This window comes from Geodermatophilus sp. SYSU D00663 (genome assembly GCF_054050655.1).
Genome location: NZ_JBJGZT010000003.1, coordinates 250,386 through 275,880 on the forward strand (window position 1 = coordinate 250,386; position 25,495 = coordinate 275,880).

Genomic DNA, 25,495 nt, shown 5'->3' on the forward strand with positions numbered 1-25,495 from the left:
GCTAGCGGGGGCTACCGTCGTCGCGTGCAGCCCGACCCGGTCCTCGCCTCCTACCGCCCGCCCTCGCAGCTGGTGCTGGACAAGGAGATCGACCACCTCGACGTCCACTGCCGGGCCCTGATCGGGCTGTCCCCGTTCCTCACCCTGGCGACGGCGGACGCCGACGGCTGGCCGGAGGTCTCCCCGCGCGGCGGCGACCCGGGCTTCGTGAAGGTGCTCGACGAGCACCGGCTGGTGCTGCCCGACCGGCAGGGCAACAACCGGCTCGACAGCCTGCGCAAGGTGGCGGTGAACCCGCGGGTGGCGCTGCTGTTCTTCGTGCCCGGCCTCGAGGAGACGCTCAAGGTCTTCGGCACCGCCGGGCTGCTGCCCGCCGACGCCCTCGACCTCGACCTCACCGAGTTCGGCCGGGAGCCGCGCTCGGTCATGGTCGTGACCGTGCAGCGTGCCTACCTGCACTGCGCCAAGGCGGTCATGCGCTCGGGGCTGTGGGACCCGGCGAGCCGGATCGACCGCGAGGCCCTGCCGCCGTTCGGCACGATGATCCGCGACCACTGCGGGCTGGAGACCCCGCTGCCCGACGACGCCACCATCCGCGCGGACCTCGCCCTCGAGCTCTAGGAGGACCTCCCTGCCCCCCACCGCTCGCGGGCTCGCGGCGGGCCCTGCAGGCAGGCCGTTCCGGCCCGTCACCGGGCCCTGCCAGGCTGCGGGCCATGGCGACCGAGTTCCAGGTGACGATCGACGCCGCCGAGCCGCACGTGCTCGCCGACTGGTGGGCCGAGGCGCTGGGCTGGCAGGTGGAGCCGCAGGACGAGGCGTTCATCCGGCGGGCGGTCGCGGCGGGTCACGCGAGCGAGGACCAGACGACGACGCACCGCGGCGCCCTGGTGTGGGCCGCCGGCGCGGCGATCACCTCGCCGGACCCCGGCCGGCCGCGCGTGCTGTTCCAGGCCGTGCCCGAGGCGAAGACGGTCAAGAACCGCGTGCACCTGGACCTGCGGGTCGGCGACGAGCGGCGCGAGGCCGAGGTGGCGCGGCTGCTCGGGATGGGCGCCACCGAGCTCTGGCGGGCGTCGCAGGGCCCGTTCTCCTGGGTGACGATGGCCGACCCGGAGGGCAACGAGTTCTGCGTCGCCTAGCCGGGACGGCTCAGACGGGCAGGTCCCTCGCCAGGCGCCGGGTGGTCACGGTGCGCCGCGCCACGCGGCGGACCCGGTTGCGCCGCGGTCTGCGCTCGGTGCCGAGGTACCGGGCGTCCTCGACGAGCTGGAACGCGGCGAGCACGCTGGCACGCGGTTCCCGCGTCAGTGGGACGACGGGGATCACGGGCTGGGCCGAGGTCATTGGGAGCCCCCCTCTCCCGGGACGCGGTGTCGGCGTCCCGTGACGCAATGGTGCCCGCGATCGACGCCCCGTAACCGGAACCGGGGCGGATTGGTACCGGTGTGACGAACGAGGCAGACGGGACGGCGTGTCCGCTGGTGCCTCCGTACGGTTCCTGCCATGGACCGCCCGCGCCGTCTCGTCGCCGCCGTCCGCTCCCTCGTGCGCGCCGTCGCCGCGCCCTCCGCCCGTCGCACCGGGCGCCGCACGACCCCCGCGCCGTCCGCCGCCGGCCGGCCGGCGCCGGTCGACGTCGGCTACCGGCCGCGGGCCGACGGCCGGCCCGACCCGGGCGAGGTCGTGTGGGCCTGGGTGCCCTTCGACGAGGGCGACGGGCGGGGCAAGGACCGCCCGGTGCTGGTCATCGGCCGCCGCGGTGAGGACCTGCTCGGCCTGATGCTGACCAGCAAGGACCACGACCGCGACGCCGCCGACGAGGCCCGGTACGGGCGCAGCTGGATGGACGTCGGCACCGGCGCCTGGGACGGCCGGGGCCGGCCGAGCGAGGTGCGGCTGGACCGGCTGCTGACGCTGGACCCGGCGCGGGTGCGGCGGGAGGGCGCGGCGCTGGACCGGGCGCTGTTCGACCGGGTGGTCGACGCCGCCCGGCGCACGCAGGGCTGGTGAGCGCGGGTCAGTCGCCGCGGCGCGGCCGGGGCTCCCGCTGCCGCAGGTGGTAGACGCCGGCCTGGCCGGGCAGGGCCTGCAGGTCGTAGCGCGAGACGACCTTCGGGCCGCCGTGCAGGTGCACGTGCGTGACCGTGGGCAGCGGCGCGCCGTGGCGGGCGGCGCGGACCTCCACCCGCCCGTCGAGGGGGCCGCCGACGAACAGCAGGACGGCGTCCTGCTCGTCGGCGGTGGCGTCCACGACGGCAGTCTCCACCTCGGACAGCTCGGTCTCCTCCTCCGGCGCACGGCTCACCCGGTCGAGGGTAGGCGCGCGGTGCCACCGGTCAGGCCGGCCGGCGGCGGAGCCTGCGGGCGATGAGCGGCGCCGCGAGCAGCATCACGAACAGCCGCAGCACCTGGACGGCGAGCACGAAGGTCGCATCCGCGCCGGTGCCGGTGGCCGTGGCGAGGACGGCGTAGAGGCCACCGGGCGTCGTCGCGAGGTAGGCGTCGAGCTCGCTGACGCCGGTGGCCGCCGAGAGGACGACGCCCAGCCCGGCGCACGCGACCACGAGGCCGACGATGACCGCCAGCGCCGGCAGCAGCGCCCGTCCCACGGTGCGCAGGCTCGCGACGGTGAACCGCAGCCCCACCTGCAGGCCGATGAGCACGAACGCCGCCGCCTCCACCGGGCCGGGCACGGTGGCGCCGCCGGAGAGCCCGCCGAGGTCGGCCGCGGCGGCCACCAGCAGCGGCCCGAGCAGCGCCGGCACCGGCAGGTGCACCAGCCGGGCCAGCAGCACGCCCACCGCGGCACAGGCGGCGGTGGACAGCAGGCCGGCGGGCCAGCCGGGGCCGGCCTCGTCCGCGGCGCCGACCCCGGCGCCGGGGTCGGCGCCGTAGACCGTCGTCGCCACCACCGGCATCGCGACGACGATGAGCAGCACCCGCAGGTACTGCAGGACGGCCACCATGCGGTCGTCGGCGCCGAGGTCGCGGGCCATGGCGGTGATGCCCGACGCGCCGCCGGCGATCATCGCGAACGCCCCGGTCACGGGGCTGATCCCGGGCTGGCGGCGCAGCAGCAGCCCGGCGCCGACGGTGAGCAGCAGCGTGGCCACGGTGACCAGGAGGACCGGCGCCCAGTCCTCGCCGATCGCGGCCAGGGTGTCGGGGTCGACCAACGCGCCGATCGAGATGCCGACGACCGCCTGCGCCGCGGCCGCCGCGGGCCGCGGCACGTCGAGCGGCGCACGCCCGGCCAGGCCGCGCACCAGGCCGGCGAGCAGCCCGCCGAACAGCGCGGCCGACGGGACGCCGACGCGGCCGAGCAGCCACCCGGCCGCCGCGGCGCCGGTGAGGACGAGGGCGGCGTCGGCGAGCCCGCGCGGGCCGGGGCGGCGCGCCCTCACAGCCCGGCGATGCGGCGCAGCTCGGCGACGTGCGCCTCGAACGCCCGGCGCCCGGTCCGGGTCAGCGACAGGCTGGTGCGCTGGCGGGACGCGACGGTCGCCTTGCTGACCTGCACGTACCCGGCCTCCTCCAGCTGCTTGACGTGCTTGGACAGCACCGAGTCGCTCACGCCGACCCGGTCGCGCACGGTGGCGAACTCCATCGTGTCGACGGCGGCCAGCAGCCCGCAGATCTGCAGCCGCGGCGGCGGGTGGATGACGGCGTCGAAGTGCGGCGCGACCGCGGTCACAGCCCGCTCCGCAGCCCGGCCACCCAGCGGCGGCCCCACACCCGGCTGAGCACCCCGGCCGCGACGCCGAGCACCGCGCCGGCCAGCACCATCACCCAGTGCCGGTCGTACCCCTCCGCCAGCACGAACGCCGGAACGAGGACGACCAGCACGAACGCGCCCCAGGCCGCCGCCACCCGCGGCGGCGTGTTCACCCACACCCCGGTGATCCGCCGGTAGGCCGCCACCAGCGCGCCCAGACCGGCGGCGAACAGGACGAGCGCCGGGAAGGTCACCCAGAGGGAGTCGAGGGCGTAGGACGCCAGGAAGGCGAACAGCAGCAGGCCGAGCGCGACGTCGTACCACCACGGCTGCAGCACGCGGTCGGCCAGCGCCTCCCGGTCGGCCCGCAGCGCGGCGAGCTGTGCGGCGGCGGTGTCGCGGTCGATCGCGCCGTTTTCCATGCCGGAAAGTGTGGACCGTCTCTTTCCGTTCCGTCAAGTCGCCGCCCGGCCTCCCGGCCCGTCCTGTCGCGTGGTTCCATGACCGGGCCACAGCGACGGCAGTGGAGGAAGCCCGGTGCGACTCCGGCGCGGTCCCGCCACTGTGACCCGGAGACCTCGCCCGCGAGATGCCGGGGAGTCAGGAACTCCCGCCGCCGCCTCCTGCCACCTCCGGGCGTGGACACCCGGGGAGAGGACCCGTGCACCCGCATGACGTATCCCTTCGGCGCCGTCGTCGGCATGGACGACATGCGGCTGGCCCTGCTGCTCAACGCCGTCTCGCCCGCCATCGGCGGCGTGCTCGTGCGCGGGGAGAAGGGCACGGCCAAGTCCACGACGGTGCGCGCACTGGCCGCCGTCCTGCCGCCGGTCGCCGTCGTGCCCGGCTGCCGGTTCGCCTGCGACCCCGCCGCCCCGGACCCGGCCTGCCCCGACGGTCCGCACGACCTCGGCGTGCCCGGCTCCACGCGCCCGGCCCGGCTGGTGGAGCTGCCGGTGGGCGCGTCGGAGGACCGCGTCGTCGGGTCGCTGGACCTCGAGCGGGCGCTCACCGAGGGCGTGAAGGCCTTCGAGCCCGGCCTGCTGGCCGCCGCGCACCGGGGCGTGCTCTACGTCGACGAGGTCAACCTGCTGCACGACCACCTCGTCGACCTGCTGCTCGACGCCGCCGCCATGGGCACCGCCTACGTCGAGCGCGAGGGCGTCTCGGTGCGGCACGCGGCGCGCTTCCTGCTGGTCGGGACGATGAACCCCGAGGAGGGCGAGCTGCGCCCGCAGCTGCTCGACCGGTTCGGCCTCACCGTGGAGGTGGCCGCCCCGCGCGACCCCGCCGAGCGCGCCGAGGTGGTCCGCCGCCGGTTCGCCCACGACGCCGACCCCGCCGGGTTCGCCGCCGCGTGGGAGGCCGAGGAGGCGGAGCTGGCCGCCCGGATCGCCGGCGCCCGCGCCCGCCTGCCGCACGTCGTCCTCTCCGACGGCGCGCTGCGCCAGGTCACCGCCGTGTGCGCCGCCTTCGACGTCGACGGGCTGCGCGCCGACCTCGTCACCGCGCGCACCGCGATCGCGCACGCCGCCTGGTCCGGCCGCGACGCGGTCACCGAGGACGACGTCCGGGTCGCCGCCCGGCTGGCACTCCCCCACCGCCGGCGCCGCGACCCGTTCGACGCGCCCGGCCTCGACGACGACACCCTCGAGCAGGCGCTCGAGGACAGCCGCCCGGACGAGGACCCGCCTCCCCCGGACGGCCCCGGCGACGGCGGCGCCCCCCCGCCCCCTCCCGGCGACGGCCAGGGTCAGGACGGCGGCGCCTCCTCCGGTTCGGAGGAGAGCCGTTCGCGCGACGAGGGCTCCTCTGGGGGCGGCGAGGAGCGCGGTGGGGCGCCGGCGTCCGAGCGGGCCGCGGTCGCGCCGTCGGACCCGTTCCGCACCCGCCGGCTCGAGGTGCCCGGCGTCGGGACGGGCGCGGCCGGGCGGCGGTCCAAGGCGCGCGCCGAGCGCGGGCGGGTCGTGGGCTCCACCCGCCCGTCCGGGCCGGTGACCCGGCTGCACCTGGTCGACACCGTGCTCGCCGCCGCGCCGCACCAGGTCGCCCGCGGGCGCACCGGCCCCGGCCTGCGGGTCGCCCGTGGGGACCTGCGCCAGGCCACGCTCGAGGGCCGCGAGGGCAACCTCGTGCTCTTCGTCGTCGACGCCAGCGGCTCGATGGGCTCGCGGGCGCGGATGGGCGCGGTCAAGGGCGCGGTGCTGTCGCTGCTGCTCGACGCCTACCAGCGCCGCGACAAGGTCGGCCTGGTCACCTTCCGCGGCGCCGACGCCGTCCTCGCGCTGCCGCCCACCTGGTCGGTCGAGGCCGCCGCGGCGCGGCTGCGCGAGCTGCCCACCGGCGGGCGCACGCCGCTGGCCGCCGGGCTGCTGCGCGCGGAGGAGACGCTGCGGGTGGAGCGGGTGCGCGACCCCCAGCGGCGCCCCCTGCTGGTCGTCGTCACCGACGGCCGGGCCACCGGGGCGCGCGGCTCGGACGCGCTCGGCGCCGCGCACGCGACCGCCCGGCGGCTGGCCGAGGCGGGCACGGCGGCGGTCGTCGTCGACTGCGAGTCCGGCCCGGTGCGCCTGGGCCTCGCCGGTGTCCTCGGCACCCACCTCGGCGCGCGGACCCTCCGGCTGGAGGAGCTCGCCGCCGAGTCGCTCGCGGCCACCGTCCGCTCCGTGCGACAGGCGGCCTGACGGTGCCGAAGGGGCAGGTCGCCGTCGTCCCCCAGGACGGGCTGACGACCCGGCAGCGCCGCAACCGGCCGCTGCTGGTCGTGCACACCGGCGAGATGAAGGGCAAGTCCACCGCCGCGTTCGGCATGGCGATGCGGGCGTGGAACCAGGGCTGGTCCGTCGCGGTCTACCAGTTCGTCAAGAGCGCGAAGTGGCGGGTCGGCGAGGAGAACGCGCTGACCGCGCTGGGCCGGCTGCACGAGCAGACCGGCGAGGGCGGGCCGGTGGTGTGGCACAAGATGGGCTCGGGCTGGAGCTGGTCGCGCCGGCAGGGCACCGAGGTCGACCACGCCGCCGACGCCGCCGAGGGCTGGGCGCAGATCAAGCGCGACCTGGCCGCCGAGGCGCACCGCTTCTACGTCCTCGACGAGTTCACCTACCCGCTGAAGTGGGGCTGGGTGGACGTCGACGACGTCGTCGAGACCCTCACGCACCGGCCCGGCACCCAGCACGTCGTGATCACCGGGCGGGACGCGCCGCAGGCGCTGGTCGACGCCGCGGACCTGGTGGTCGAGATGACCAAGGTCAAGCACCCGATGGACGCCGGCCAGAAGGGCCAGCGGGGGATCGAGTGGTGAGCGGGGTGGGCCGGGTCCCGAGGATCGTGGTCGCCGCCCCGAGCAGCAACGCGGGCAAGACGTCGATCGCCACCGGGCTGGTCGCCGCGCTGACCGCCCGCGGGCTGGCCGTCTCCCCGCACAAGGTCGGCCCCGACTACATCGACCCCGGCTACACCGGCCTGGCCGCCGGCCGTCCGGGCCGCAACCTGGACCCGGTGCTGCAGGGCGAGGAGCGCGTCGTCCCGCTGTTCCTGCACGGCGCCCGCGGGGCCGACGTCGCCGTCGTCGAGGGCGTGATGGGGCTGTTCGACGGCGCCACCTCCCCCGACGTCGAGCCCGGCTTCGCCTCGACCGCGCACGTCGCGCGGCTGCTGCGGGCGCCGGTGGTGCTGGTCGTCGACGCGGGCGCGCAGGCGCAGAGCGTCGCCGCGCTGGTGCACGGGTTCGCCACCTTCGACCCGCGGGTGCGCCTGGGCGGCGTGGTGCTCAACCGCGTCGGCAGCGACCGGCACGAGGCGATCCTGCGCGAGGCGCTGGACGCGGCCGGGGTGCCGGTGCTCGGCGCGGTCCGGCGGCTGGACGCCCTCGGCACGCCGTCGCGGCACCTCGGTCTGGTGCCGGCCGCCGAGCGCTCCACCGAGGCGCTGGCCACGGTGCGCCGCCTCGGCGAGGTGGTCGGCGCCGCGGTGGACCTCGACGCCGTCCTGCGGCTGGCCCGGTCCGCACCCGGCCTCGACGGACCCCCGTGGGACCCGGCCGCCGAGGTCACCGCGGTCGCCGGGCGGCCGCGGGTCGCCGTCGCGGGCGGGCCGGCGTTCACCTTCGGCTACGCGGAGAACGCCGAGCTGCTCGCCGCGGCCGGCGCTGAGGTGGTCCCCGTCGACCCGCTGCGCGACGAGGCGCTGCCCGCGGGGACCGCGGGGCTGGTCGTCGGCGGCGGGTTCCCCGAGGTCTACGCCGACCAGCTGTCGGCCAACACCCCGCTGCGGGACGCCGTCGCGGCCCTCGCCGCCGGCGGCGGCCCGGTGGCCGCCGAGTGCGCCGGGCTGCTCTACCTCTCCCGCGAGCTCGACGGCACGCCCATGTGCGGCGTCCTCGACGTCGCGACGGCGATGACGCCGCGGCTGACCCTCGGCTACCGCGCCGCGGTCGCCCTGGCCGACAGCGTGCTGGCCCGCGCCGGCACCCGGGTGCGCGGGCACGAGTTCCACCGCACGCACGCGCTCCCCGGCGCCGGCCCGACCCCGGCCTGGCGGTGGCCCGGCGGCGCACCCGAGGGGTTCGTCGCCGGCTCGGTGCACGCCTCCTACCTGCACCTGCACTGGGCCGGCTCCCCGGCCCTGGCCGAACGGTTCGTGGCCGCCTGCGCGGCGGCCGTCCCGGAGAGGGCACGCCATGCACATCGCTGAGGGCTTCCTGCCCGCGCCGCACGCGATCGGCTGGACGATCGCCGCCGCGCCGTTCGTCGTCCACGGCGCCCGGGCGGTGGTCACCGAGGTGCGCGAGCACCCGGAGTCCACGCTGCTGCTCGGCGCGGCCGGCGCGTTCACCTTCGTGCTCAGCGCGATCAAGCTGCCCTCGGTCACCGGCAGCTCGAGCCACCCGACCGGCACCGGCGCCGGGGCCGTGCTGTTCCGGCCACCGGTGATGGCGCTGCTCGGCACCGTCGTCCTGCTGTTCCAGGCGCTGCTGCTGGCGCACGGCGGGCTCACCACGCTCGGTGCCAACGCGTTCTCCTTCGCCGTCGTCGGGCCGTGGGTCGGCTACGGCGCCTACCGGCTGGCGCGGGCGCTGGGCGCCGGGCTGCTGCCCGGCGTGTTCGTCGCCCTCGCCCTGGCCGACCTCGCCACCTACGTCACGACGTCGCTGCAGCTCGCGCTCGCCTTCCCCGACGCCGACGGCGGCCTCCTCGCCGCGGCGGCCAAGTTCCTCGGCGTCTTCGCGGTCACCCAGGTGCCGCTGGCGGTCGGCGAGGGCCTGCTCGGCGTGCTGCTGTTCCGGGTGCTCACCGTCAACGCCCGGCCCGAGCTCGAGCGCCTGGGCCTGCTGCGCCCCGCCGCCACCCCGGAGGAGGTCCGGTGACCCGCCGCCACCTGGTCACCGCCCTGCTGGTCCTCGCGGTGGTGGCGCTGTTCGCCCTCCCGCTGGCCCTCGACGGCGGCGCCTCCGACTACGCCGGCACCGACAGCCGGGCCACCGAGGCGATCGAGGAGTCCGGCTACACCCCGTGGTTCGAGTCGGTGTCCAACCCCTCCGCGGAGGTCGAGTCGGGGCTGTTCGCCCTGCAGGCCGCGCTCGGCGGCGGCGTGCTCGGCTACGTGCTGGGCCGGCTGCGCGGCCGGCGGCAGGCGCGGGAGCAGCAGGCCGCCCCGCCTCCCGAGGCGCCGTGACGGGGCTGGCGGTCGACGACGCCGCCTGGGCCAGCGCCTGGCGCACCCGCTCCCCGGTGGACAAGCTGCTGCTCACCGGCGGACTGGTCGTCTGCGCGCTGGTGCTGCCGGTGTGGCCGGGCGGCGTGCTGGTCGCGGCCACCGCCGTCGTCCTCGCGCTCGGCCCGGCGCGGGTGCCGGCGCGCACCTTCGGCCGCGCCGCGCGCTGGCCGCTGGCCTTCGTCGCGGTCGGGGCGCTGACCGCCGTCGTCTCCGTGGGCGACGGCGGGCCCGGCTGGGCGCCGGACGCCGCGGAGCGCGCCGGCGCGCTGGTCGGGCACTCGGTCGCCGGGGGTGCGGCGGTGCTGCTGCTGGCCACCACCACGCCGATGACCGACCTGCTGGCCGCGCTGCGCCGGCTGCGCGTCCCGGCGGCCGTGGTCGAGGTGGCCGGGGTGACCTACCGGCTGCTGTTCGTGCTGCTGGAGAGCCTGCGCACCATCCGCGAGGCGCAGACCGCCCGCATGGGCCACTCGACCTGGCGCCGCTCCTACCGCTCCTCGGGGGCGCTGGCCGCCGCGGTGCTCACCCGGTCCTTCGACCGCGCCCGCCGGCTGCAGGAGGGCCTGGCCGGCCGCGGGATGGAGACCGGGCTGCGGGTGCTGCCGGAGTCCCGGCCCTCGTCCCGCCGCTTCCTCGCCGCCACCGCCGCGGGGCTCGCCGCGCTGGTCGCCGTGGGCGTCCTGGCATGAGCCACCGCACGCTGACCGCCGAGGGCCTCGTCGTCGGCTACGAGCGCGGCCGCCGGGTGCTGGAGGGCGCCTCGCTCACCGTCCCGGCCGGGCGCCGGCTGGCGGTGCTGGGCGCCAACGGCTCCGGCAAGACGACGCTGCTGCGCTGCCTGTCCGGCGCGCTGCGCCCGGACTCCGGCGGGGTGGCCGTCGACGGCGCGCTGCTGCACCACACCCGCCGCGGCCTGCGCGCGCACCGGCAGGAGGTCCAGCTGGTCCTGCAGGACCCCGACGACCAGCTGTTCAGCGCCTCGGTGGCCCAGGACGTCTCCTTCGGCCCGCTCAACCTCGGCCTGCCCGAGGACGAGGTGCGCACCCGGGTGGCCGAGGCGCTGGCGCTGCTCGCCGTCGACGGCCTGGCCGGGCGGCCCACCCACCAGCTGTCCTACGGCGAGCGCAAGCGGGTGGCGATCGCCGGCGCGGTGGCCATGCGCCCCTGCGTGCTGCTGCTCGACGAGCCCACCGCCGGCCTCGACCCCTCCGCCGTCGCCGAGGTCCTGGCGGCGCTGGACCGGCTGCAGGCGTCGGGCTCCACGGTGGTGATGAGCACGCACGACGTCGACCTGGCGCTGGCCTGGGCCGACGAGGTGGCCGTCGTCGTCGACCGGCGGGTGGTGCAGGGCCCGCCCGAGCAGCTCCTCGCCGACGACCACCTGCTCGCCCGCGCCCGCCTCGGCCGGCCCTGGGCGCTCACCGTCGGCGCCCGGCTGCGCGAGCTCGGCCTGCTGGCCGACGGCCCGCTCCCCCGCGACGCGGCCGCGCTGCTCGCCGCCCTCCCCGACCGGCCGGGCGTGACCCCGTGGACGTGACCGTCGGCGTCGGCGCGGTCGCCGGGGTGGCCGCGCACGAGGTGCTCACCGCCGTCGACGCCGTCCTGCCGCCGGGCGCCCGGGTGGCGCGGCTGGCCACCCTCGACGCGCGCGCCGCCGAGCCCGGCCTGGTCGCCGCCGCGGCCGCCCGCGGCTGGCCGCTGACCGGCCACCCCGCCGCGGACCTCGCCCGGGTCGCCGTCCCCTCGCCCTCGGCGCGGGTGGCCGCGGCGGTGGGCACGGCGTCGGTGGCCGAGGCCGCGGCCCTGCTCGGCGGCGCCCGGCTGGTGGTGGGCAAGACCGTGCGCGGGCGGGTGACCGCCGCGGTAGCGGTGTCTTCGCCGGGTGGGGGGCCGGAGGCCCTCCGGACGGCGGAGACGGACCGGCTCCACGCGACCGGGGGACGGTAAGTGGCCGCGGTTGGAGCCCGGAGGGCGACAGACGGCATCGACCTCGACCACCACGGCGACCTCGAGCTGGCCCCCGGTCTCACCGACCTCGCCGTGAACGTCCGCGCCGGCACCCCGCCGCCGTGGCTGCGGGCGGTGCTGCGGCGGGCCCTCGACGACGTCGCCGCCTACCCCGACGCCCGCCCGGCCCGCGCCGCGGTGGCCGCCGCGCACGGCCGCGACCCCGCCGAGGTGCTGCTCACCGCCGGCGCCGCCGAGGCCTTCGTGCTGCTCGCCCGCGCGGTCCGGCCGCGGCGGGCGGTGGTGGTGCACCCGTCGTTCACCGAGCCGGAGGCGGCACTGCGCGCGGCCGGGCACCCGGTGGAGCGGCTGCTGCTGGAGCCGCCGTCCTACCGCCTGCGGCCCGTGCCCGACGACGCCGACCTCGTGGTCCTGGGCAACCCGACCAACCCGACGTCGGTGCTGCACCCGGCCGACGACGTCGCCGCGCTGGCCCGCCCCGGCCGGGTGCTGCTGGTCGACGAGGCCTTCGCCGACACCGTGCCCGGCGAGCCCGGGTCGCTGGCCGGCCGCCCCGACCTGCCCGGCCTGCTCGTCGTGCGCAGCCTGACCAAGACGTGGGGGCTGGCCGGGCTGCGGGTCGGCTACGCGCTCGGCCCCGCCGACCTGGTCGCGGCCATGGCCGCCGCCCAGCCGCACTGGCCGCTGTCCACGCCGGCGCTGGCCGCGGCGGTCGCCTGCACCACCCCCGCCGCCCGCGCCGAGGCCGACGCGGCCGCCCGCGAGCTGGCGGACCACCGGGCCGCGCTGCTGGCCGCGCTCCCGGCCGGCGTGACCGTCCTCGGGGAGCCGCGGTCGTCGTTCGTGCTGCTGCGGGTGCCCGGCGGCGGGCGGGTGCGCGCGGCGCTGCGGGAGCGCGGCTGGGCGGTGCGCCGCGGCGACACGTTCCCCGGCCTGTCCCCCGACCACCTCCGCGTCGCCGTGCGCGACCCGGCGACCTCGCGTGCGTTCGCCGCGGACCTCGCTGCGATCCTTGGAGCCGAGGTCCCCGACGCCGACGACGTCGTCGGGACCGGCCGCCGTCCCGGAGGAGCCCCGCTGAGCACCCACCCGACCCCGTCCGCCGGCCGCGGACAGGTCCAGTGAACGCGACGCCCGTCGACCCCGGGTCCGGGGTCGTCTACCCCGTCGGCCTGCGCCTGCTCGACCGCCGGGTCGTCGTGGTCGGCGGCGGTCAGGTCGCGCACCGCCGGGTGGCCGGGCTGCTCGAGGCCCGCGCGCGGGTGACCGTCGTCAGCCCGGCCGTCACCCCGGCGCTGGAGGCGCTGGTCGCGCCCGGCTCGCTGACCTGGGTGCGCCGCGGCTGGCGGCCCGGCGACCTCGACGGCGCCTGGTACGCGGTGGCCGCCACAGACGACCCCGCCGTCAACGCCGCGGTCGCCGAGGAGGCCGAGCGGCTGCGGGTGTTCTGCGCCCGCGCCGACGACCGGTCGGCCTCCAGCGTGTGGACGCCCGCCGTCGGCCGGCAGGGCGACCTGGTGATCGGCGTGCACGGCGGCGGCGACCCGCAGCGGGCGGTCGGCGTGCGCGACGCCGTCGTCGCCGGGCTGAGCGACGGCAGCATCCGCGACCGCGCCGCCCGCGAGCCGGAGGGCGGCCGGGCCGGCAGCGTGGTGCTGGTCGGCGGCGGGCCGGGCGACCCGGGACTGATCACCGTCCGCGGCCAGCAGGCGGTCGCGCAGGCCGACGTCGTGCTGGCCGACCACCTGGCGCCGCAGTCGCTGCTGGCCTCACTCCCGCCGGAGGTCGAGGTCATCGACGCCTCGAAGCTGCCGCGCGGCCGGTCGATGGCGCAGGAGCAGATCAACGCGCTGCTGGTCGAGAACGCGCTGGCCGGCCGGCGGGTGGTGCGGCTCAAGGGCGGCGACCCGTTCGTCTTCGGCCGCGGCATGGAGGAGCTCGAGGCGTGCGTCGCCGCGGGCGTGCCGGTCGAGGTGGTGCCCGGCGTGACCAGCGCGATCGCGGTGCCGGCGCTCGCCGGCATCCCGGTCACCCACCGCGGGCTGACCCACGAGTTCGTCGTCGTCTCCGGGCACGTGCCGCCGGGCCACCCGCAGTCGCTGGTGGACTGGGCGGCGCTCGGGCGGCTGCGCGGCACGGTCGTCGTGCTCATGGGCGTGGACACCGCCGGCGCGATCGCCGCGGCGCTCATCGAGCACGGCCGGGCGCCGGACACGCCGGTGGCCGTCATCGCCGACGGGTCCACGGCCACCCAGCGCGCGGTGCGCACCACGCTGGCCGGGCTGGCGGGGACGCTGGCCGACGAGGGCATCCGCCCGCCGGCCGTCTGGGTCGTGGGCGAGGTCGTCGCCCTGGGGACGCGGCTGTAGCCCGTGCGCGCGCTCGCGGTCACCCTGGCGCCGGTGCTGCTGGTCCAGGGCGCGGGTGTCCGCCGCCGCACGCCGGTGCTGCCGGAGGCGCCCGGGCCGCGCGCCGGCGTCGTGGCGGGTGACGGGCCGCCGCTGACCGTGGCGGTCGTCGGGGAGTCGCCGGCCGCGGGCGTCGGCGTCGCCACGCAGGAGGACGGGCTCGCCGCCCGGTTCGCCGCCGCGCTCGCCCGGCGCAGCGGCCGCGAGGTGCGCTGGCGGCTGTCGGCGCGCACCGGGACGACGGTCGCGCAGGCGCTCGGGCTGCTGGTCCCCGGGCCGGCCGGCCCGCCCGCCGACGTCGTCCTGGTCGCGTTCGGCGTCAACGACACGCTGCGGCTGCGCTCCCGGGCCGCCTGGCGCCGCGACGTGACCGCGCTGCTCGGCGCCCTGGCGCCGCTCACCGCGCCCGGCGGCGTCGTCGTGCTGGCCGGGCTGCCGGACCTGGGCCGCTTCCCCACCCTCCCGCAGCCGCTGCGCGGGGTGCTCGGCCGCCAGGCCCGGGCGCTCGACGCCGAGTTGGGGCGCCTGGCCCGCCCGGGCGTCCGGCACGCCCCCGCGCCACCGCTCGACGGTCCCGGGCTGTTCGCCGACGACGGCTTCCACCCGGGCGCCGCGGCCTGCGCGATGTGGGCCGAGGTCCTGGCCGCCGCAGCACTTCCGCTGCGGATGTAGCAGTCCTACTATCACGGGACACCGCCGGCTCCCCTCCTCGGAGGCCCTGATGCCCGTGTCCCCTCCGGTGTCCGCCCCCGTCGTCGAGGTGCGCGACCTGCGCATGACCTACGGCACGAACGAGGTGCTGTCCGGCGTCGACCTCACCGTCTCCGCCGGCGAGGTGGTCTGCCTGCTCGGCCCCAACGGCGCCGGGAAGACGACGACGATCGAGGTCCTCGAGGGCTTCCGGGTCCGCTCGGCCGGGGACGTCCGGGTGCTCGGCGAGGACCCTGCGCGCGCCGGCGACGCGTGGCGGGCGCGGGTGGGCGTGGTCCTGCAGTCCTGGCGCGACCACGCCCGGTGGACGCCCCGCCGCCTGCTGACCCAGCTCGGCGGCTACTACGCGCCGTACTCGACGCCCGACCGCCCCCGCCCGTACGACGTCGGCCGGCTGCTGGACACCGTCGGGCTGACCGAGCACGCCGACCGCAAGATCGTCACCCTCTCCGGGGGGCAGCGGCGGCGGCTGGACGTCGCGGTCGGCATCATCGGCCGCCCCGAGCTGCTCTTCCTCGACGAGCCGACCGCCGGGTTCGACCCGCAGGCCCGCCGCGACTTCCACGAGCTGGTGCACCGGCTGTCCGACCTCGAGGGCACCAGCATCCTGCTGACCACGCACGACCTCGCCGAGGCGGAGAAGCTGGCCGACCGCATCCTCATCCTGGCCGGCGGCCGGATCGTCGCCGACGGCAGCGCGGAGGAGCTCGGCCGCCGGGTCGCCGGCACCGCGGAGGTGCGCTGGGCCTGCGGCTCCGAGCGCTTCGTGCACCCGACCACCGACGTCGTCCCCTTCGTCCGCCGGCTCGTCGAGCAGCACGGCGACGAGCTGACCGACCTGGAGGTCCGGCGGGCGAGCCTCGAGGACACCTACCTGGCGATGGTGCAGCGCTCCGAGGCCGGCCTCCGGCCCCGGCCCGCCCTGGAGGAGGTCACGCGGTGAACCCGACCCGGAACGCGATCGCCCTGGGCCTGCGCCGGGGCTGGCGGGAGTTCGTGCAGAGCGTGCGCAGCCCGCAGGACCAGGGGTTCTACCTGTTCACCGCCCTGGGCACGCTGCTCCTGCTGTGGTTCAACCGGGACAACGCGATCGGGGACACCGGGCTGACCTACCCGACGTACGCGCTGCCGAGCATCCTCGGCGGGCTGCTGGCCTTCGGCCTGGTGATCGGCCCTGCGTTCGACCTGGCCATGCAGCGGGAGGACGGCACGCTCCTGCGGCACAAGGCGCTGCCCCACGGCATGCAGGGCTACGTCACCGGGCAGCTCACCTACCAGTCGCTGAACCTGCTGCCGTCGCTGCTCACGATCCTCGTGCCCAGCTTCCTGCTCTTCGACGGGCTGATGCACGGCGGGGCCGCCGGCTGGCTCACGGTGGCGTGGGTCGTCGTCCTCGGCCTGCTGGCGACGCTGCCGCTCGGGATGCTGCTGGGCTCGGTCGTCCCCAGCACCCAGAAGGTGGGCTCCTGGGGGATGCTGCCGATCCTCGTCCTCACCGCGATCTCGGGGATCTTCTTCCCGCTGCAGTCGCTGTGGGGCTGGGTGCAGGGGGTCGCGCAGGTGTTCCCCGTGTACTGGATCGGCCTCGGCCTGCGGTCGGCCTTCCTGCCCGACGCCGCGGTGACCCTCGAGGTGGGCGACTCGTGGCGCACCGGGACGACGGTGCTGGTGCTCACCGCCTGGGCGGTGTCCGGGGCGCTGGTCACCCCGCGGGTGCTGCGCCGGATGGCGCGCCGGCAGTCGGGGTCGCAGGTCGAGGCGGCCCGCGAGGCCTCGCTGCAGTGGGTGCGGTGACCACCGACCGGGGTCAGGACGCGGTCTACAACCGGATCGCCCTGCTGCGGGCCGAGCAGGGCGTGACCCGGCGGGAGCTCGCCGACGCCCTCGGCGTCCACTACCAGACGGTGGGCTACCTGGAGCGCGGCGAGTACAACCCCAGCCTGCACCTGGCGCTGCGCATCGCGGAGTTCTTCGGGCTCCCGGTGGAGGTCGTCTTCTCCACCCGGCCGTTCCCGCGGATCAGCGACGCCGCCCGCCCGGCGCCGGGTGATCCGGGCGGGCGGGCGAGCGGCACCGCGGCCGGTTAGACGACCCGGGCGAAGACGACGGTGTTGTCCTCGCTGGCGCCGGCGGACTCGTCGAACTCGCCGCCGCAGGTGACCAGCGCGAGGTCGGCGCCCGCGGGGTGCCCGTTGAGCGTGTCCGCGAGGGCGGAGGTGGCCTTGTCCAGCCCGGTCACCGGGTCGCCGAGCACCTCGAGCCGCAGCCAGGCGCCGCCGGCGTCCACCAGGACCACCTCGTCGCCGGGGGACAGCTCCGGCAGCCGGTCGAACACCGCGCCGCCCCCGGCCCCGGCGTGGCCGAGGACGACGGCCATCCGCCCGGACCCGGGCGCGGGCCCGTCGGACCACCACGACGTCGTCCGCATCGACTCGGGCACGCCGTAGCCGTCGACGGCCCGGCCGGTGAACGGGTTCTCGTACCGCACCGTCCCGCGGGACTCGACCGCGGTGTCGACGTCGATGGCCGGGACGGCGATCCGCGCCGGCGCGACCGGGCCCGCGGCCGGGGTGCCGGCGGCCGGCAGGGCGGGCACCTCGCCGGTCGCCGGCACCGCCACCAGCGAGGTGGCGGGGGGCGCCACGGCGGCGTCGGCCGCCGGGCGCCCCGTCCACACGAACACGCCGGCCCCGGCGAGGACGACGACGAGGAGGACCAGCAGCGGCAGGCGCTGGCCCGAGAGCTCCCTAGCGACCGACCGCACGGGACCGGGCCCGGGAGACGGCGGCACCGGCGCCGCCGCCGACCAGCAGGGCACCGCCCAGGGCGGCCAGCGGGACGACGGCGCCCGGACCCTCGGTCTCGACGCCCTCGTCCCCGCCGGTCGGCGCGTAGCCGAGGTACTGCACCGGCTGGTCGGCCACGGGCGCGGCGACCGGCGCGGCGTGCGGCGCCTCGGGCGTGGGCGTGGGCTCCGGCGCCGGCGCGGGGGGCTCGGGGGTCTCCGGGAGGGCGGGCAGGCAGGCCTGGAACGCCGCGATCAACTCCTCGACGTCGGCTGCCACCTGCTCGGCGGCGCTCCCGAGCGTCGCGGGGTCCAGCGCCGGCGGCCGGCCGGACGCGAGGCCGGTCAGTGCCCCCTGCAGCCCCGTGACCAGCTCCTCGACGGCCGCCGCGGGGTCCTGGGACAGCACGCCGTCGAGCAGGCCCTGCACGCCGTCGGCCACCCCCTGGACGCAGTGCTCCGGCACGCCGAGCGGCGTGAGCGCGGACTGCAGGCCCTGCACGAGCGCCTCCGGCAGCGGCGGGACCGGGCCCTGCTCCGCAGGGGCCGGCTCGGCGGGCACCTCCTGGTCGGCGCCCGGCAGCGGGAGCGCACCGGTGCCGGGCAGCGCCGGGGGCTCGGCGGCGTCTCCGCCCTGCCCGGTCACGGCCTGCTCGAGCGTCGTGACGACGCCCTCCAGCGGATCGGCGGGGGGGCCGCCCGGCGCGGCCGTGGCCACCCCGGGCACCGCGACCGCCGCGGCGACCAGGCCGGCGACGAGCAGCGCCCGGTGGCCACGGGGCCTGCGGGACGGGGAACGGCGAGCGGACGACAACGGGACCCCCCGGGGATGTCAGGACATGAGCGGCGTCACTGTCCGGGGGGAACGACCGTGACGTCGATCGGTGACGGACCCCTCCGTTCGGTCGGCCCGTCGTCACGCTCCGGGGTGACCCGGTGGCCGGTCCGGCGGCGGCTAGATGTTGGCGCCGTCCGGCGGGGGCCCCTCGGGCAGCGGCGCGGCGAAGCCGCCGCCCTCGGCACCGGGCGCCGGCATGCCGACCGTGTAGGAGGTCATCGACAGCGATCCGTAGGCGTAGCCGTCGACCAGCACGTCCGCCGTCGTCCCCGTGGCCCCGGCCATGCCGGCGACGTAGAGCAGCGGCAGGAAGTGGTCGGGCGTGGGGACGGCGAGGTCGAAGTCCCGGTGCCCGTCCAGGCGGCCCACCGCGCCGGGGTCGGTGAGCATGGCCTCGCGCGCGGCCTGGTCGAAGCGCTGCGCCCAGTCGAAGCCGGCGTCGGGCAGCGCTCGGCTGACCCCGCCGAGGTTGTGCACCACGTTGCCGCTGCCGATCACCAGGACGCCGTCCTCGCGCAGCGGCGCCAGGGCCGCGCCCATCTGCAGGTGGTAGTCCGGGCCCTTGAGCGCGTTGATCGACAGCTGCACCACCGGGACGTCCGCGTCGGGGAAGGCGTGCACCAGCACCGACCAGGCGCCGTGGTCGATCCCCCAGCTGTCGAGGTCGGCGCCCACCCACGTGGGGGACACGACGTCGGACACCTGCTCGTGCAGCTCGGGCAGCCCCGGGGCGTCGTAGGAGACGTCGAACAGCCGGTCCGGGAAGCCGAAGAAGTCGTGGATGGTGCGCGGGCGCGGCATCGCCGTCACCGCGGTGGCGTGCACGTACCAGTGCGCGGAGACGACGAGGATCGCCCGCGGCCGGGGCACCGCGCGGCCGAAGGCCCGCCAGGCGTCGGTGTAGCGGTTGCGCTCCAGGGCGTTCATCGGGTTGCCGTGGCCGATGAAGGCGGCGGGCATGAGGGTCATGCGGCTGTCCTCCCCGGCGGCGTCCCGCGACTCGGTCCCGTCCGGATCATGCCCGCCCCCGGCGGGCCCCGCGAGGTGCGCTCAGCCCGCGCGGCCGGCCGGCGGCACGCGGCGCAGCAGCGGGGACAGCCGCCGGGCGCCGGGACCCTCCGCCGCCGCGGCGTCGCCCGGGTTGGACAGCGCGCACGAGGTCAGCGACAGGCAGCCGCAGCCGATGCAGGAGCTCAGCCCGTCGCGCAGCTGCTCGAGCGCGGCGATCCGCGCGTCGAGCCGGTCCCGCCAGTCGCGGGACAGCCGCGCCCAGTCGCGGGCCGAGGGCGTGCGCCCGTCGGGCAGCGTGGCCAGCGCCTCGCGGATCTCCGGCAGCGACAGCCCGACGTTCTGCGCCGCCCGGACGAACGCCAGCCGGCGCAGCACCGAGCGGGGGTAGCGCCGCGCGCCGCCGGGGGTGCGGCTCGCGGCGATGAGCCCCTCGGCCTCGTAGTACCGCAGGGCCGACGGCGCGAGGCCGGACCGGGCGGCCACCTCCCCGATCGCGAGCAGCTCCACGGCGCCCCCTTGACCTCAAGTCGACTTCAGGTCCCACGGTAGCCGCATGACACCCACCGCACTGGTCACCGGGGCCTCCCGGGGCCTCGGGCTCGCCCTCGCCAGCGAGCTGTCCCGCCGCGGGTGGCGGCTCGTCGTCGACGCCCGGGACGCCGGCCGGCTGGCCGTCGCCGTCGCCGGGCTCCCCCGCCCCGGCCTGGTCACCGCCGTGCCGGGCGACGTCGCCGACCCCGCCCACCGCGCCGCGCTGGCCGCCGCCGCCGGCGACCGCCTCGACCTGCTGGTCAACAACGCCTCCGCGCTCGGTCCCGTCCCGCTGCCGCGGCTGGCCGACCTCCCGCCGGCCGTGCTGGAGGACCTGCTGCGGACCAACGCCGTCGCCCCGGTCGCACTCGTGCAGGCGGTGCTGCCCGCGCTGGAGCGCGCCGGCGGGACGGTCGTGTCGGTCAGCAGCGACGCCGCCGTCGAGCCCTACGCCGGCTGGGGCGGCTACGGGGCGGGCAAGGCCGCGCTCGACCTGCTCACCGCGGTGCTCGCCGTCGAGCACCCGGCGCTGCGCGTGGTCGCCGTCGACCCGGGCGACATGGCCACCGACATGCACGCCGCCGCCGACCCCGGCGCCGACCCGGCCGGCCTGGCCGACCCGGCCGACGTCGCCGCGGCGCTGCTGACGCTGCTCGAGGGGGACCTGCCCGGCCCGCGGGTGCGCCTGGCCGACCTGGTGCCGTCGGCGGTGTCCCGGTGACCGCCCTCGCCGTGCCCATGGGGGCGGAGGCCGGCGAGCCGCCGGAGCGCCGTGGGCTGGCCCGGGACGGCGTGCGGCTGATGGCCGTCCGCCCGGACAGCCTCACCTCCGCCCGGTTCCGCGACCTGCCCGGCCTGCTCGAGCCCGGCGACCTGGTCGTGGTCAACACCTCCGCGACGCTGCCGGCCCGCCTCACCGCCCGCCGCGCCGATGACACCCGCACGCCGGTGCACGTCTCGACCACGCTCGACGACGGGACCTGGGTGGTCGAGGTCCGCCGCCCCGCCGACGACGGCCCCGAGACCGGGCTCGAGCCCGGCGCCGTGCTCCTGCTGCCCGGCGGCGTCCGGCTGGTCCTGCGCGGCGGGTTCCCCGATCCCGCGCGCCCCGGCCGGCTGTGGCGGGCGGTCGCCGCGCCGGCCGTCGCCCTCCCCGCCTACCTCGCCCGGCACGGCGAGCCGGTCCGCTACCGCCACCTGCGCGGTCCGGTCGCGCTCGACGACGTCCGGAACGTCTACGCCACCGAGCCGGGCAGCGCGGAGAACGCCAGCGCCGGCCGGCCGTTCACCGACCGCCTGCTGGTGCGCCTGATGGCCCGCGGCGTCCCGGTGGTGCCGCTGGTGCTGCACGCGGGCGTCTCCAGCCCCGAGCTGCACGAGCCGCCGGCGCCGGAGCGCTACCGGGTCCCCGAGGTCACCGCGCGGCTGGTCACCGCGACACGGGCGGCCGGGCGGCGGGTGGTCGCCGTCGGCACCACCGTCACGCGGGCGCTGGAGACGGTGACCGGCGAGGACGGCGTCACCCGGCCCGGCGAGGGCTGGACCGACCTCGTGCTGGGCCCGGACCGGCCGGCCCGCGCGGTCACCGGGCTGGTCACCGGGCTGCACGAGCCCGAGGCCAGCCACCTGCTGCTGCTGGAGGCGGTGGCCGGCCGGGACCTGGTCACGCGCGCCTACGAGGCGGCCGCGGCCGGCGGCTGGCTGTGGCACGAGTTCGGCGACTCGATGCTCTTCCTGCCCGGTGGCGGTCCGGGAGCCGACCGGCGAGGCTGACCGGGCCGGGACACCCGGGCCAGGACGGCCCGGCCTCCCCGGCCCGCACGGCCGGGGAGGCCGGGATGCCAGGCACGTGGCTGCTCGGGACGCAGCAGGAGGGGACGGCGGCCGGGGACGGCGCGGAGCCACCCCGGGCGGTGCTGCTGGGACTGCACGCCGACGCGGACGCGGTCGACCCGCTGGACGAGCTGGAGCGGCTGGCCGACACCGACGGCGTGGCCGTGGTGGGCCGGATGGTGCAGGCCCGGCCGCACCCCGACCCGGCGACGTTCCTCGGGTCGGGGAAGGTCGCCGCGCTGGCCGACCTGGTCCGCGACCGCGGCGCCGGGCTGGTCATCGCCGACGGCGACCTGTCCCCGGCCCAGGTGCGCAACCTCGAGGACCGGGTCGGCGCGCGCGTGGTGGACCGGACGGCGCTCATCCTCGACGTCTTCGCCCAGCACGCGCGCAGCAGCGAGGGCCGCGCCCAGGTGGAGCTGGCCCAGCTCGCCTACCAGCTCCCGCGGCTGCAGGGGCAGGGGACGGAGCTCTCGCGGATCGGTGGCGGGCGGAGCGCCGGCGGCGCGGGGACCGGGGTGCGCGGCCCCGGCGAGCAGCGGCTGGAGTCCCAGCGGCGCCACGTGCGCCGGCGCATGACCATGCTGCGGCGCCAGGTGCAGCAGACCGCCGCCCGGCGGCAGCGCACCCGCAGTCGCCGCCGGGGCAACCGGGTGCCCTCGGTGGCGCTCACCGGCTACACCAACGCCGGGAAGTCGGCGCTGCTCAACCGGCTGACCGGCGCCGACGTCCTGGTGCAGGACGCGCTGTTCGCGACCCTCGACCCGACCGTCCGCCGGGCGGTCACCCCCGAGGGCCGGCCCTACACGCTCACCGACACCGTCGGCTTCGTCCGCCACCTCCCCCACCAGCTGGTCGACGCCTTCCGCGCCACGCTCGAGGAGGTCACCGAGGCCGACCTGGTGCTGCACGTCGTCGACGCGTCCGCGCCCGACGCCATGGGCCAGGTGACGGCGGTGCGCGGGGTCCTCTACGAGATCGGCGCGCGCGACCACCCGGAGCTGCTGGCGCTCAACAAGGCCGACGTCGCCCCGCCGGAGTGGATGGCGGCCCTGTGCACCGCCTACCCCGACGCGGTGCCGGTCTCGGCCCTGACCGGAGAGGGCGTCGGGGACCTGCGCGCCGCGATCGCCCGCGCGCTGGACCGCTGACTCACCACAGGCCGGCGGCGGCCTCCAGCAGCACCCGCCGGTCCGCCGGCGGCCGGCCGGGGCAGGCGGTGCACAGGGCCTCGCCGGGCAGCCGGTACAGCAGGCAGCAGGAGGCGCGGCGGACGAACCGGACGCCGCCGACGTCGGTGTAGCGGGGTGCGGGCATCGGGTCGCCGACGGCCGCGGCGAGCGGCGCGGCCAGCGCGGTGACCGTCTCGACGTCGCCGAGCGCCCGGCCGACGGCGAGCAGCCGGCCGGCCAGCGAGTCGGTGGCCACCGCCCACAGCGGCCGCTCGCGCAGCCCACCGGCCGCGGCCACCGCGGCGACCGCCGACGCCAGCGCCTCCCGCAGCTCCCCCGCCTGGTCCGGGCCCGCGGGCGCCCGCGACACCCCGGCCAGCACCGCGCCGCCGGCCATCCCGTACAGGGTGGTGTCGGCCAGCCGCGCCGACAGCGGCCGGCCGGTGGCCAGCCCGGCGGCGACCGGGGTCAGCAGCACCGCCGACGCCGAGTACCACCACACGGTCGCGAGCACCCGCCGGTCGGTGCTGCGGTACCGGCGGCCCAGCGCGGCGACCCGCTCCGCGGTCCAGTCCGGGTCGGCCAGCAGCGTGGCCGGGAACGGGCGTGCCGACGGCGGGGCGAGCAGGCCGAGGCCGGCGGCGCCGGGCACCCGGGCCGCCACGACCGCCTGGGGTCCGCCGTCCACGGTCCCAGTCTGCTGCAACGACGTTGCGGTCCCCGGCCCCGCGGGCGGCCCGGCCCCCTACGGTGTGTGCTGGGACACGCCGCCGGCACGGCGTGCGCACCGACGAGACGGAGGGAGCACACGTGAGCGAGTCGACCGGGTCGGAGGGCCGCCGGTTCCCGGCGCCGGAGCAGCTGGCCGCGTCCGCCAACGTGGGCCCGGACGTGTACGAGCAGGCCGAGTCCGACCGGCTGGCGTTCTGGGAGACCCAGGCGCGCCGGCTGAGCTGGACGCAGGAGTGGGACGAGGTCCTCGACTGGACCGACCCGCCGTTCGCCAAGTGGTTCGTCGGCGGGAAGCTCAACGTCGCCTACAACTGCCTGGACCGGCACGTCGAGGCCGGCCACGGCGACCAGGTCGCCTACCACTGGGAGGGCGAGCCGGGCGACACCCGCACGATCACCTACGCCCAGCTCACCGAGGACGTCTGCCGCGCGGCCAACGCGCTGCTCGAGCTCGGTGTGCAGGCCGGCGACCGGGTCGCCATCTACATGCCGATGATCCCCGAGACGATCGTCGCGATGCTGGCCTGCGCCCGCATCGGCGCCGTCCACATGGTCGTCTTCGGCGGCTTCTCCGCCGACGCACTGGCCAGCCGGATCACCGACGCCGGCGCCGTCCTGGTGGTCACCGCCGACGGCGGCTACCGGCGCGGGGCGCCCAGCGCGCTCAAGCCCGCCGTCGACGACGCCGTCAGCCGCACCGAGGGCGTCCGGAACGTGCTGGTGGTCCGGCGGACCGAGCAGGACGTCGAGTGGACCGAGGGCCGCGACCTGTGGTGGCACGACGTCGTCGACCGGCAGTCGCCCGAGCACACGCCCGAGGCCTTCGACGCCGAGCACCCGCTCTACATCATGTACACGTCCGGGACGACGGCGAAGCCGAAGGGCATCCTGCACACCTCCGGCGGCTACCTCACCCAGGTCGCCTACACGCACTGGGCGACCTTCGACCTCAAGCCCGACACCGACGTCTACTGGACCGCCGCCGACGTCGGCTGGGTCACCGGCCACAGCTACATCGTCTACGGGCCGCTCGCCAACCGGGCGACGTCGGTCATGTACGAGGGCACCCCGGAGACCCCGCACCGCGGCCGCTGGTTCGAGCTGATCGAGAAGTACCGCGTCTCGATCCTCTACACCGCCCCGACGGTGATCCGGACCTTCATGAAGTGGGGCGAGGACATCCCCGCCGGCTTCGACCTCACCTCGCTCCGGGTGCTCGGCTCGGTCGGGGAGCCGATCAACCCCGAGGCGTGGCTCTGGTACCACCAGAACATCGGCGGCGGCCGCTGCCCGATCGTCGACACCTGGTGGCAGACCGAGACCGGCGCGCACATGATCACGCCGCTGCCCGGCGTCACCGACCTCAAGCCCGGCTCGGCGCAGACGCCGTTCCCCGGCATCTCGGCCAAGGTCGTCGACGACGAGGGCAACGAGCTCGGCGACGACAGCACCGGCCTGCTGGTCCTCACCCAGCCCTGGCCGTCGATGCTGCGCACCATCTGGGGCGACGACGACCGCTACGTCGACACCTACTGGTCGCGGTTCGGCAAGGAGGTCTACTTCGCGGGCGACGGGGCCAAGAAGGACGCCGACGGCGACATCTGGCTGCTCGGCCGGGTCGACGACGTCATGAACGTCTCGGGCCACCGGATCTCCACCACCGAGGTCGAGTCCTCGCTGGTCGCCCACCCCGCCGTCGCCGAGGCCGCGGTCGTCGGCGCGTCGGACCCGACCACCGGGCAGGGCATCGTCGCGTTCGTCATCCTCCGCGGGTCGGCCCAGGACTCCGGCGAGGACCTGGTGCAGCAGCTGCGCACGCACGTGTCCAAGGACATCGGGCCGATCGCCAAGCCGCGCCAGATCATGGTCGTCCAGGAGCTGCCCAAGACCCGCTCGGGCAAGATCATGCGGCGGCTGCTGCGCGACGTGGCCGAGAACCGCGAGCTCGGTGACGTCACCACGCTGACCGACTCCTCGGTGATGAACCTGATCAAGGACAAGCTGCCCGCCACCAGCGGCTCCGAGGACTGAGGCACCGGAGGCCCTCCGCACGTCCTGGCGCGCAGGACGTGC

The 25,495-nt window shown here is 77.5% G+C and carries 31 protein-coding genes and 1 riboswitch; of the genes, 21 read left to right on the forward strand and 10 right to left on the reverse strand.

Annotation, left to right across the window (positions count from 1 at the left end):
* The first annotated feature begins 24 nt into the window (after nt 1-24).
* The gene (locus ACI79Z_RS04115) at nt 25-621 is read left to right on the forward strand and encodes an MSMEG_1061 family FMN-dependent PPOX-type flavoprotein (RefSeq protein WP_387987353.1); all 597 of its coding nucleotides are present in this window, start codon (nt 25-27) and stop codon (nt 619-621) included.
* 95 nt (nt 622-716) lie between these two features.
* On the forward strand, nt 717-1,142 hold the full coding sequence (locus tag ACI79Z_RS04120) for a VOC family protein (protein ID WP_387987355.1): 426 nt from the start codon (nt 717-719) through the stop codon (nt 1,140-1,142).
* Between the two features lie 10 nt (nt 1,143-1,152).
* Here ACI79Z_RS04120 and ACI79Z_RS04125 read toward each other — a convergent pair whose 3' ends face one another.
* Complete coding sequence (locus ACI79Z_RS04125; RefSeq protein WP_387987357.1) at nt 1,153-1,287, reverse strand: hypothetical protein; 135 nt, start codon at nt 1,285-1,287, stop codon at nt 1,153-1,155.
* Between the two features lie 219 nt (nt 1,288-1,506).
* On the opposite strand from ACI79Z_RS04125, the gene ACI79Z_RS04130 reads away from it, so the two are divergent.
* Nucleotides 1,507-2,013 (forward strand): type II toxin-antitoxin system PemK/MazF family toxin, encoded by a 507-nt coding sequence (locus ACI79Z_RS04130; protein WP_456901772.1) that lies wholly within the window; start codon nt 1,507-1,509, stop codon nt 2,011-2,013.
* A gap of 7 nt (nt 2,014-2,020) precedes the next feature.
* Here ACI79Z_RS04130 and ACI79Z_RS04135 read toward each other — a convergent pair whose 3' ends face one another.
* The 4 genes from ACI79Z_RS04135 to ACI79Z_RS04150 are packed head-to-tail and all read right to left on the reverse strand — an operon-like array spanning nt 2,021 to nt 4,140.
* A complete protein-coding gene (locus tag ACI79Z_RS04135) occupies nt 2,021-2,308 on the reverse strand; it encodes a hypothetical protein (protein WP_456901773.1) in 288 nt (95 codons plus the stop codon).
* 31 nt (nt 2,309-2,339) lie between these two features.
* Complete coding sequence (locus ACI79Z_RS04140) at nt 2,340-3,407, reverse strand: AbrB family transcriptional regulator (RefSeq protein ID WP_387987363.1); 1,068 nt, start codon at nt 3,405-3,407, stop codon at nt 2,340-2,342.
* Nucleotides 3,404-3,697 carry a transcriptional regulator gene (locus tag ACI79Z_RS04145; RefSeq protein ID WP_387987365.1) on the reverse strand — a complete coding sequence of 98 codons (294 nt, stop codon included), beginning with the start codon at nt 3,695-3,697 and terminating at the stop codon, nt 3,404-3,406. Before ACI79Z_RS04145 ends, ACI79Z_RS04140 begins: the two co-directional genes overlap by 4 nt.
* Nucleotides 3,694-4,140, reverse strand: a complete 447-nt coding sequence (locus ACI79Z_RS04150; RefSeq protein ID WP_456901774.1) for a hypothetical protein — start codon at nt 4,138-4,140, stop codon at nt 3,694-3,696. Before ACI79Z_RS04150 ends, ACI79Z_RS04145 begins: the two co-directional genes overlap by 4 nt.
* 104 nt (nt 4,141-4,244) lie before the next feature.
* A riboswitch (cobalamin riboswitch) is annotated at nt 4,245-4,328 on the forward strand.
* Nucleotides 4,329-4,389: 61 nt separating this feature from the next.
* Here ACI79Z_RS04150 and ACI79Z_RS04155 point away from each other — a divergent pair.
* The 14 genes from ACI79Z_RS04155 to ACI79Z_RS04220 are packed head-to-tail and all read left to right on the forward strand — an operon-like array spanning nt 4,390 to nt 16,607.
* Nucleotides 4,390-6,402 (forward strand): putative cobaltochelatase, encoded by a 2,013-nt coding sequence (locus tag ACI79Z_RS04155; RefSeq protein ID WP_456901775.1) that lies wholly within the window; start codon nt 4,390-4,392, stop codon nt 6,400-6,402.
* Between the two features lie 2 nt (nt 6,403-6,404).
* On the forward strand, nt 6,405-7,019 hold the full coding sequence (gene cobO / locus ACI79Z_RS04160) for a cob(I)yrinic acid a,c-diamide adenosyltransferase (protein ID WP_387987371.1): 615 nt from the start codon (nt 6,405-6,407) through the stop codon (nt 7,017-7,019).
* Nucleotides 7,016-8,410 carry a cobyrinate a,c-diamide synthase gene (locus tag ACI79Z_RS04165; RefSeq protein ID WP_456901776.1) on the forward strand — a complete coding sequence of 465 codons (1,395 nt, stop codon included), beginning with the start codon at nt 7,016-7,018 and terminating at the stop codon, nt 8,408-8,410. Before cobO ends, ACI79Z_RS04165 begins: the two co-directional genes overlap by 4 nt.
* Nucleotides 8,397-9,083: an energy-coupling factor ABC transporter permease gene (locus ACI79Z_RS04170; protein WP_456901777.1), complete on the forward strand. Its 687-nt coding sequence runs from the start codon at nt 8,397-8,399 to the stop codon at nt 9,081-9,083. Before ACI79Z_RS04165 ends, ACI79Z_RS04170 begins: the two co-directional genes overlap by 14 nt.
* A complete protein-coding gene (locus tag ACI79Z_RS04175; protein ID WP_387987377.1) occupies nt 9,080-9,391 on the forward strand; it encodes an energy-coupling factor ABC transporter substrate-binding protein in 312 nt (103 codons plus the stop codon). The genes ACI79Z_RS04170 and ACI79Z_RS04175 overlap by 4 nt, the downstream gene beginning before the upstream one ends.
* A complete protein-coding gene (gene cbiQ, locus ACI79Z_RS04180) occupies nt 9,388-10,122 on the forward strand; it encodes a cobalt ECF transporter T component CbiQ (RefSeq protein WP_387987378.1) in 735 nt (244 codons plus the stop codon). The genes ACI79Z_RS04175 and cbiQ overlap by 4 nt, the downstream gene beginning before the upstream one ends.
* Nucleotides 10,119-10,970 carry an energy-coupling factor ABC transporter ATP-binding protein gene (locus ACI79Z_RS04185; protein ID WP_456901778.1) on the forward strand — a complete coding sequence of 284 codons (852 nt, stop codon included), beginning with the start codon at nt 10,119-10,121 and terminating at the stop codon, nt 10,968-10,970. Before cbiQ ends, ACI79Z_RS04185 begins: the two co-directional genes overlap by 4 nt.
* Nucleotides 10,961-11,380, forward strand: coding sequence for a cobalamin biosynthesis protein (locus ACI79Z_RS04190; protein ID WP_456901779.1), 420 nt, complete (start codon nt 10,961-10,963; stop codon nt 11,378-11,380). The genes ACI79Z_RS04185 and ACI79Z_RS04190 overlap by 10 nt, the downstream gene beginning before the upstream one ends.
* Complete coding sequence (gene cobC / locus ACI79Z_RS04195) at nt 11,381-12,526, forward strand: Rv2231c family pyridoxal phosphate-dependent protein CobC (protein ID WP_456901780.1); 1,146 nt, start codon at nt 11,381-11,383, stop codon at nt 12,524-12,526. It begins immediately after the preceding gene.
* Entirely contained in the window at nt 12,523-13,770 is a 1,248-nt protein-coding gene (gene cobA / locus ACI79Z_RS04200) for a uroporphyrinogen-III C-methyltransferase (protein ID WP_456901781.1), read from the forward strand. Before cobC ends, cobA begins: the two co-directional genes overlap by 4 nt.
* Nucleotides 13,771-13,773: 3 nt before the next feature.
* On the forward strand, nt 13,774-14,481 hold the full coding sequence (locus ACI79Z_RS04205) for an SGNH/GDSL hydrolase family protein (protein ID WP_456901782.1): 708 nt from the start codon (nt 13,774-13,776) through the stop codon (nt 14,479-14,481).
* Nucleotides 14,482-14,530: 49 nt separating this feature from the next.
* A complete protein-coding gene (locus ACI79Z_RS04210) occupies nt 14,531-15,463 on the forward strand; it encodes an ABC transporter ATP-binding protein (protein WP_456901783.1) in 933 nt (310 codons plus the stop codon).
* Nucleotides 15,460-16,314 (forward strand): ABC transporter permease, encoded by an 855-nt coding sequence (locus tag ACI79Z_RS04215; RefSeq protein ID WP_456901784.1) that lies wholly within the window; start codon nt 15,460-15,462, stop codon nt 16,312-16,314. Before ACI79Z_RS04210 ends, ACI79Z_RS04215 begins: the two co-directional genes overlap by 4 nt.
* Entirely contained in the window at nt 16,311-16,607 is a 297-nt protein-coding gene (locus tag ACI79Z_RS04220; protein WP_387987389.1) for a helix-turn-helix transcriptional regulator, read from the forward strand. The genes ACI79Z_RS04215 and ACI79Z_RS04220 overlap by 4 nt, the downstream gene beginning before the upstream one ends.
* On the opposite strand, the gene ACI79Z_RS04225 is transcribed toward ACI79Z_RS04220, so the two are convergent.
* From ACI79Z_RS04225 to soxR, 4 genes are all read right to left on the reverse strand, one after another.
* Nucleotides 16,604-17,284 (reverse strand): class F sortase, encoded by a 681-nt coding sequence (locus ACI79Z_RS04225; RefSeq protein WP_456901785.1) that lies wholly within the window; start codon nt 17,282-17,284, stop codon nt 16,604-16,606. The two genes, ACI79Z_RS04220 and ACI79Z_RS04225, sit on opposite strands and share 4 nt — an antisense overlap.
* Complete coding sequence (locus ACI79Z_RS04230) at nt 17,268-18,119, reverse strand: hypothetical protein (protein ID WP_456901786.1); 852 nt, start codon at nt 18,117-18,119, stop codon at nt 17,268-17,270. The genes ACI79Z_RS04225 and ACI79Z_RS04230 overlap by 17 nt, the downstream gene beginning before the upstream one ends.
* 141 nt (nt 18,120-18,260) lie before the next feature.
* Nucleotides 18,261-19,112, reverse strand: a complete 852-nt coding sequence (ygiD, locus tag ACI79Z_RS04235) for a 4,5-DOPA-extradiol-dioxygenase (RefSeq protein ID WP_387987394.1) — start codon at nt 19,110-19,112, stop codon at nt 18,261-18,263.
* Nucleotides 19,113-19,193: 81 nt separating this feature from the next.
* Nucleotides 19,194-19,661 (reverse strand): redox-sensitive transcriptional activator SoxR, encoded by a 468-nt coding sequence (gene soxR, locus ACI79Z_RS04240; protein ID WP_456901787.1) that lies wholly within the window; start codon nt 19,659-19,661, stop codon nt 19,194-19,196.
* Between the two features lie 46 nt (nt 19,662-19,707).
* Here soxR and ACI79Z_RS04245 point away from each other — a divergent pair, with 46 nt between their 5' ends.
* The 3 genes from ACI79Z_RS04245 to hflX all read left to right on the forward strand — a co-directional run bounded on the left by ACI79Z_RS04245 (nt 19,708) and on the right by hflX (nt 22,669).
* Nucleotides 19,708-20,406 carry an SDR family NAD(P)-dependent oxidoreductase gene (locus tag ACI79Z_RS04245; protein ID WP_456901788.1) on the forward strand — a complete coding sequence of 233 codons (699 nt, stop codon included), beginning with the start codon at nt 19,708-19,710 and terminating at the stop codon, nt 20,404-20,406.
* Nucleotides 20,403-21,458, forward strand: a complete 1,056-nt coding sequence (locus tag ACI79Z_RS04250; RefSeq protein ID WP_456901789.1) for an S-adenosylmethionine:tRNA ribosyltransferase-isomerase — start codon at nt 20,403-20,405, stop codon at nt 21,456-21,458. Before ACI79Z_RS04245 ends, ACI79Z_RS04250 begins: the two co-directional genes overlap by 4 nt.
* 65 nt (nt 21,459-21,523) lie before the next feature.
* Nucleotides 21,524-22,669: a GTPase HflX gene (hflX, locus tag ACI79Z_RS04255; protein WP_456901790.1), complete on the forward strand. Its 1,146-nt coding sequence runs from the start codon at nt 21,524-21,526 to the stop codon at nt 22,667-22,669.
* Between the two features lies 1 nt (nt 22,670).
* Here the strand turns inward: hflX and ACI79Z_RS04260 are convergent, their stop codons facing one another.
* Nucleotides 22,671-23,378 carry a (2Fe-2S)-binding protein gene (locus tag ACI79Z_RS04260; RefSeq protein WP_456901791.1) on the reverse strand — a complete coding sequence of 236 codons (708 nt, stop codon included), beginning with the start codon at nt 23,376-23,378 and terminating at the stop codon, nt 22,671-22,673.
* A 122-nt stretch (nt 23,379-23,500) separates the two neighbouring features.
* Here ACI79Z_RS04260 and acs point away from each other — a divergent pair, with 122 nt between their 5' ends.
* Complete coding sequence (gene acs / locus ACI79Z_RS04265; protein ID WP_387987406.1) at nt 23,501-25,453, forward strand: acetate--CoA ligase; 1,953 nt, start codon at nt 23,501-23,503, stop codon at nt 25,451-25,453.
* Nucleotides 25,454-25,495 lie beyond the last annotated feature (42 nt).

Coding starts and splice junctions, on each gene's coding strand:
- ACI79Z_RS04130 (WP_456901772.1), top strand. CDS start 1,507: ATGGACCGCCCGCGCCGTCTCGTCGCCGCCGTCCGCTCCCTCGTGCGC.
- hflX (WP_456901790.1), top strand. CDS start 21,524: ATGCCAGGCACGTGGCTGCTCGGGACGCAGCAGGAGGGGACGGCGGCC.
- ACI79Z_RS04150 (WP_456901774.1), bottom strand. CDS start 4,140: ATGGAAAACGGCGCGATCGACCGCGACACCGCCGCCGCACAGCTCGCC.
- ACI79Z_RS04170 (WP_456901777.1), top strand. CDS start 8,397: ATGCACATCGCTGAGGGCTTCCTGCCCGCGCCGCACGCGATCGGCTGG.
- ACI79Z_RS04155 (WP_456901775.1), top strand. CDS start 4,390: ATGACGTATCCCTTCGGCGCCGTCGTCGGCATGGACGACATGCGGCTG.
- ACI79Z_RS04185 (WP_456901778.1), top strand. CDS start 10,119: ATGAGCCACCGCACGCTGACCGCCGAGGGCCTCGTCGTCGGCTACGAG.
- ygiD (WP_387987394.1), bottom strand. CDS start 19,112: ATGACCCTCATGCCCGCCGCCTTCATCGGCCACGGCAACCCGATGAAC.
- ACI79Z_RS04245 (WP_456901788.1), top strand. CDS start 19,708: ATGACACCCACCGCACTGGTCACCGGGGCCTCCCGGGGCCTCGGGCTC.
- ACI79Z_RS04120 (WP_387987355.1), top strand. CDS start 717: ATGGCGACCGAGTTCCAGGTGACGATCGACGCCGCCGAGCCGCACGTG.
- ACI79Z_RS04210 (WP_456901783.1), top strand. CDS start 14,531: ATGCCCGTGTCCCCTCCGGTGTCCGCCCCCGTCGTCGAGGTGCGCGAC.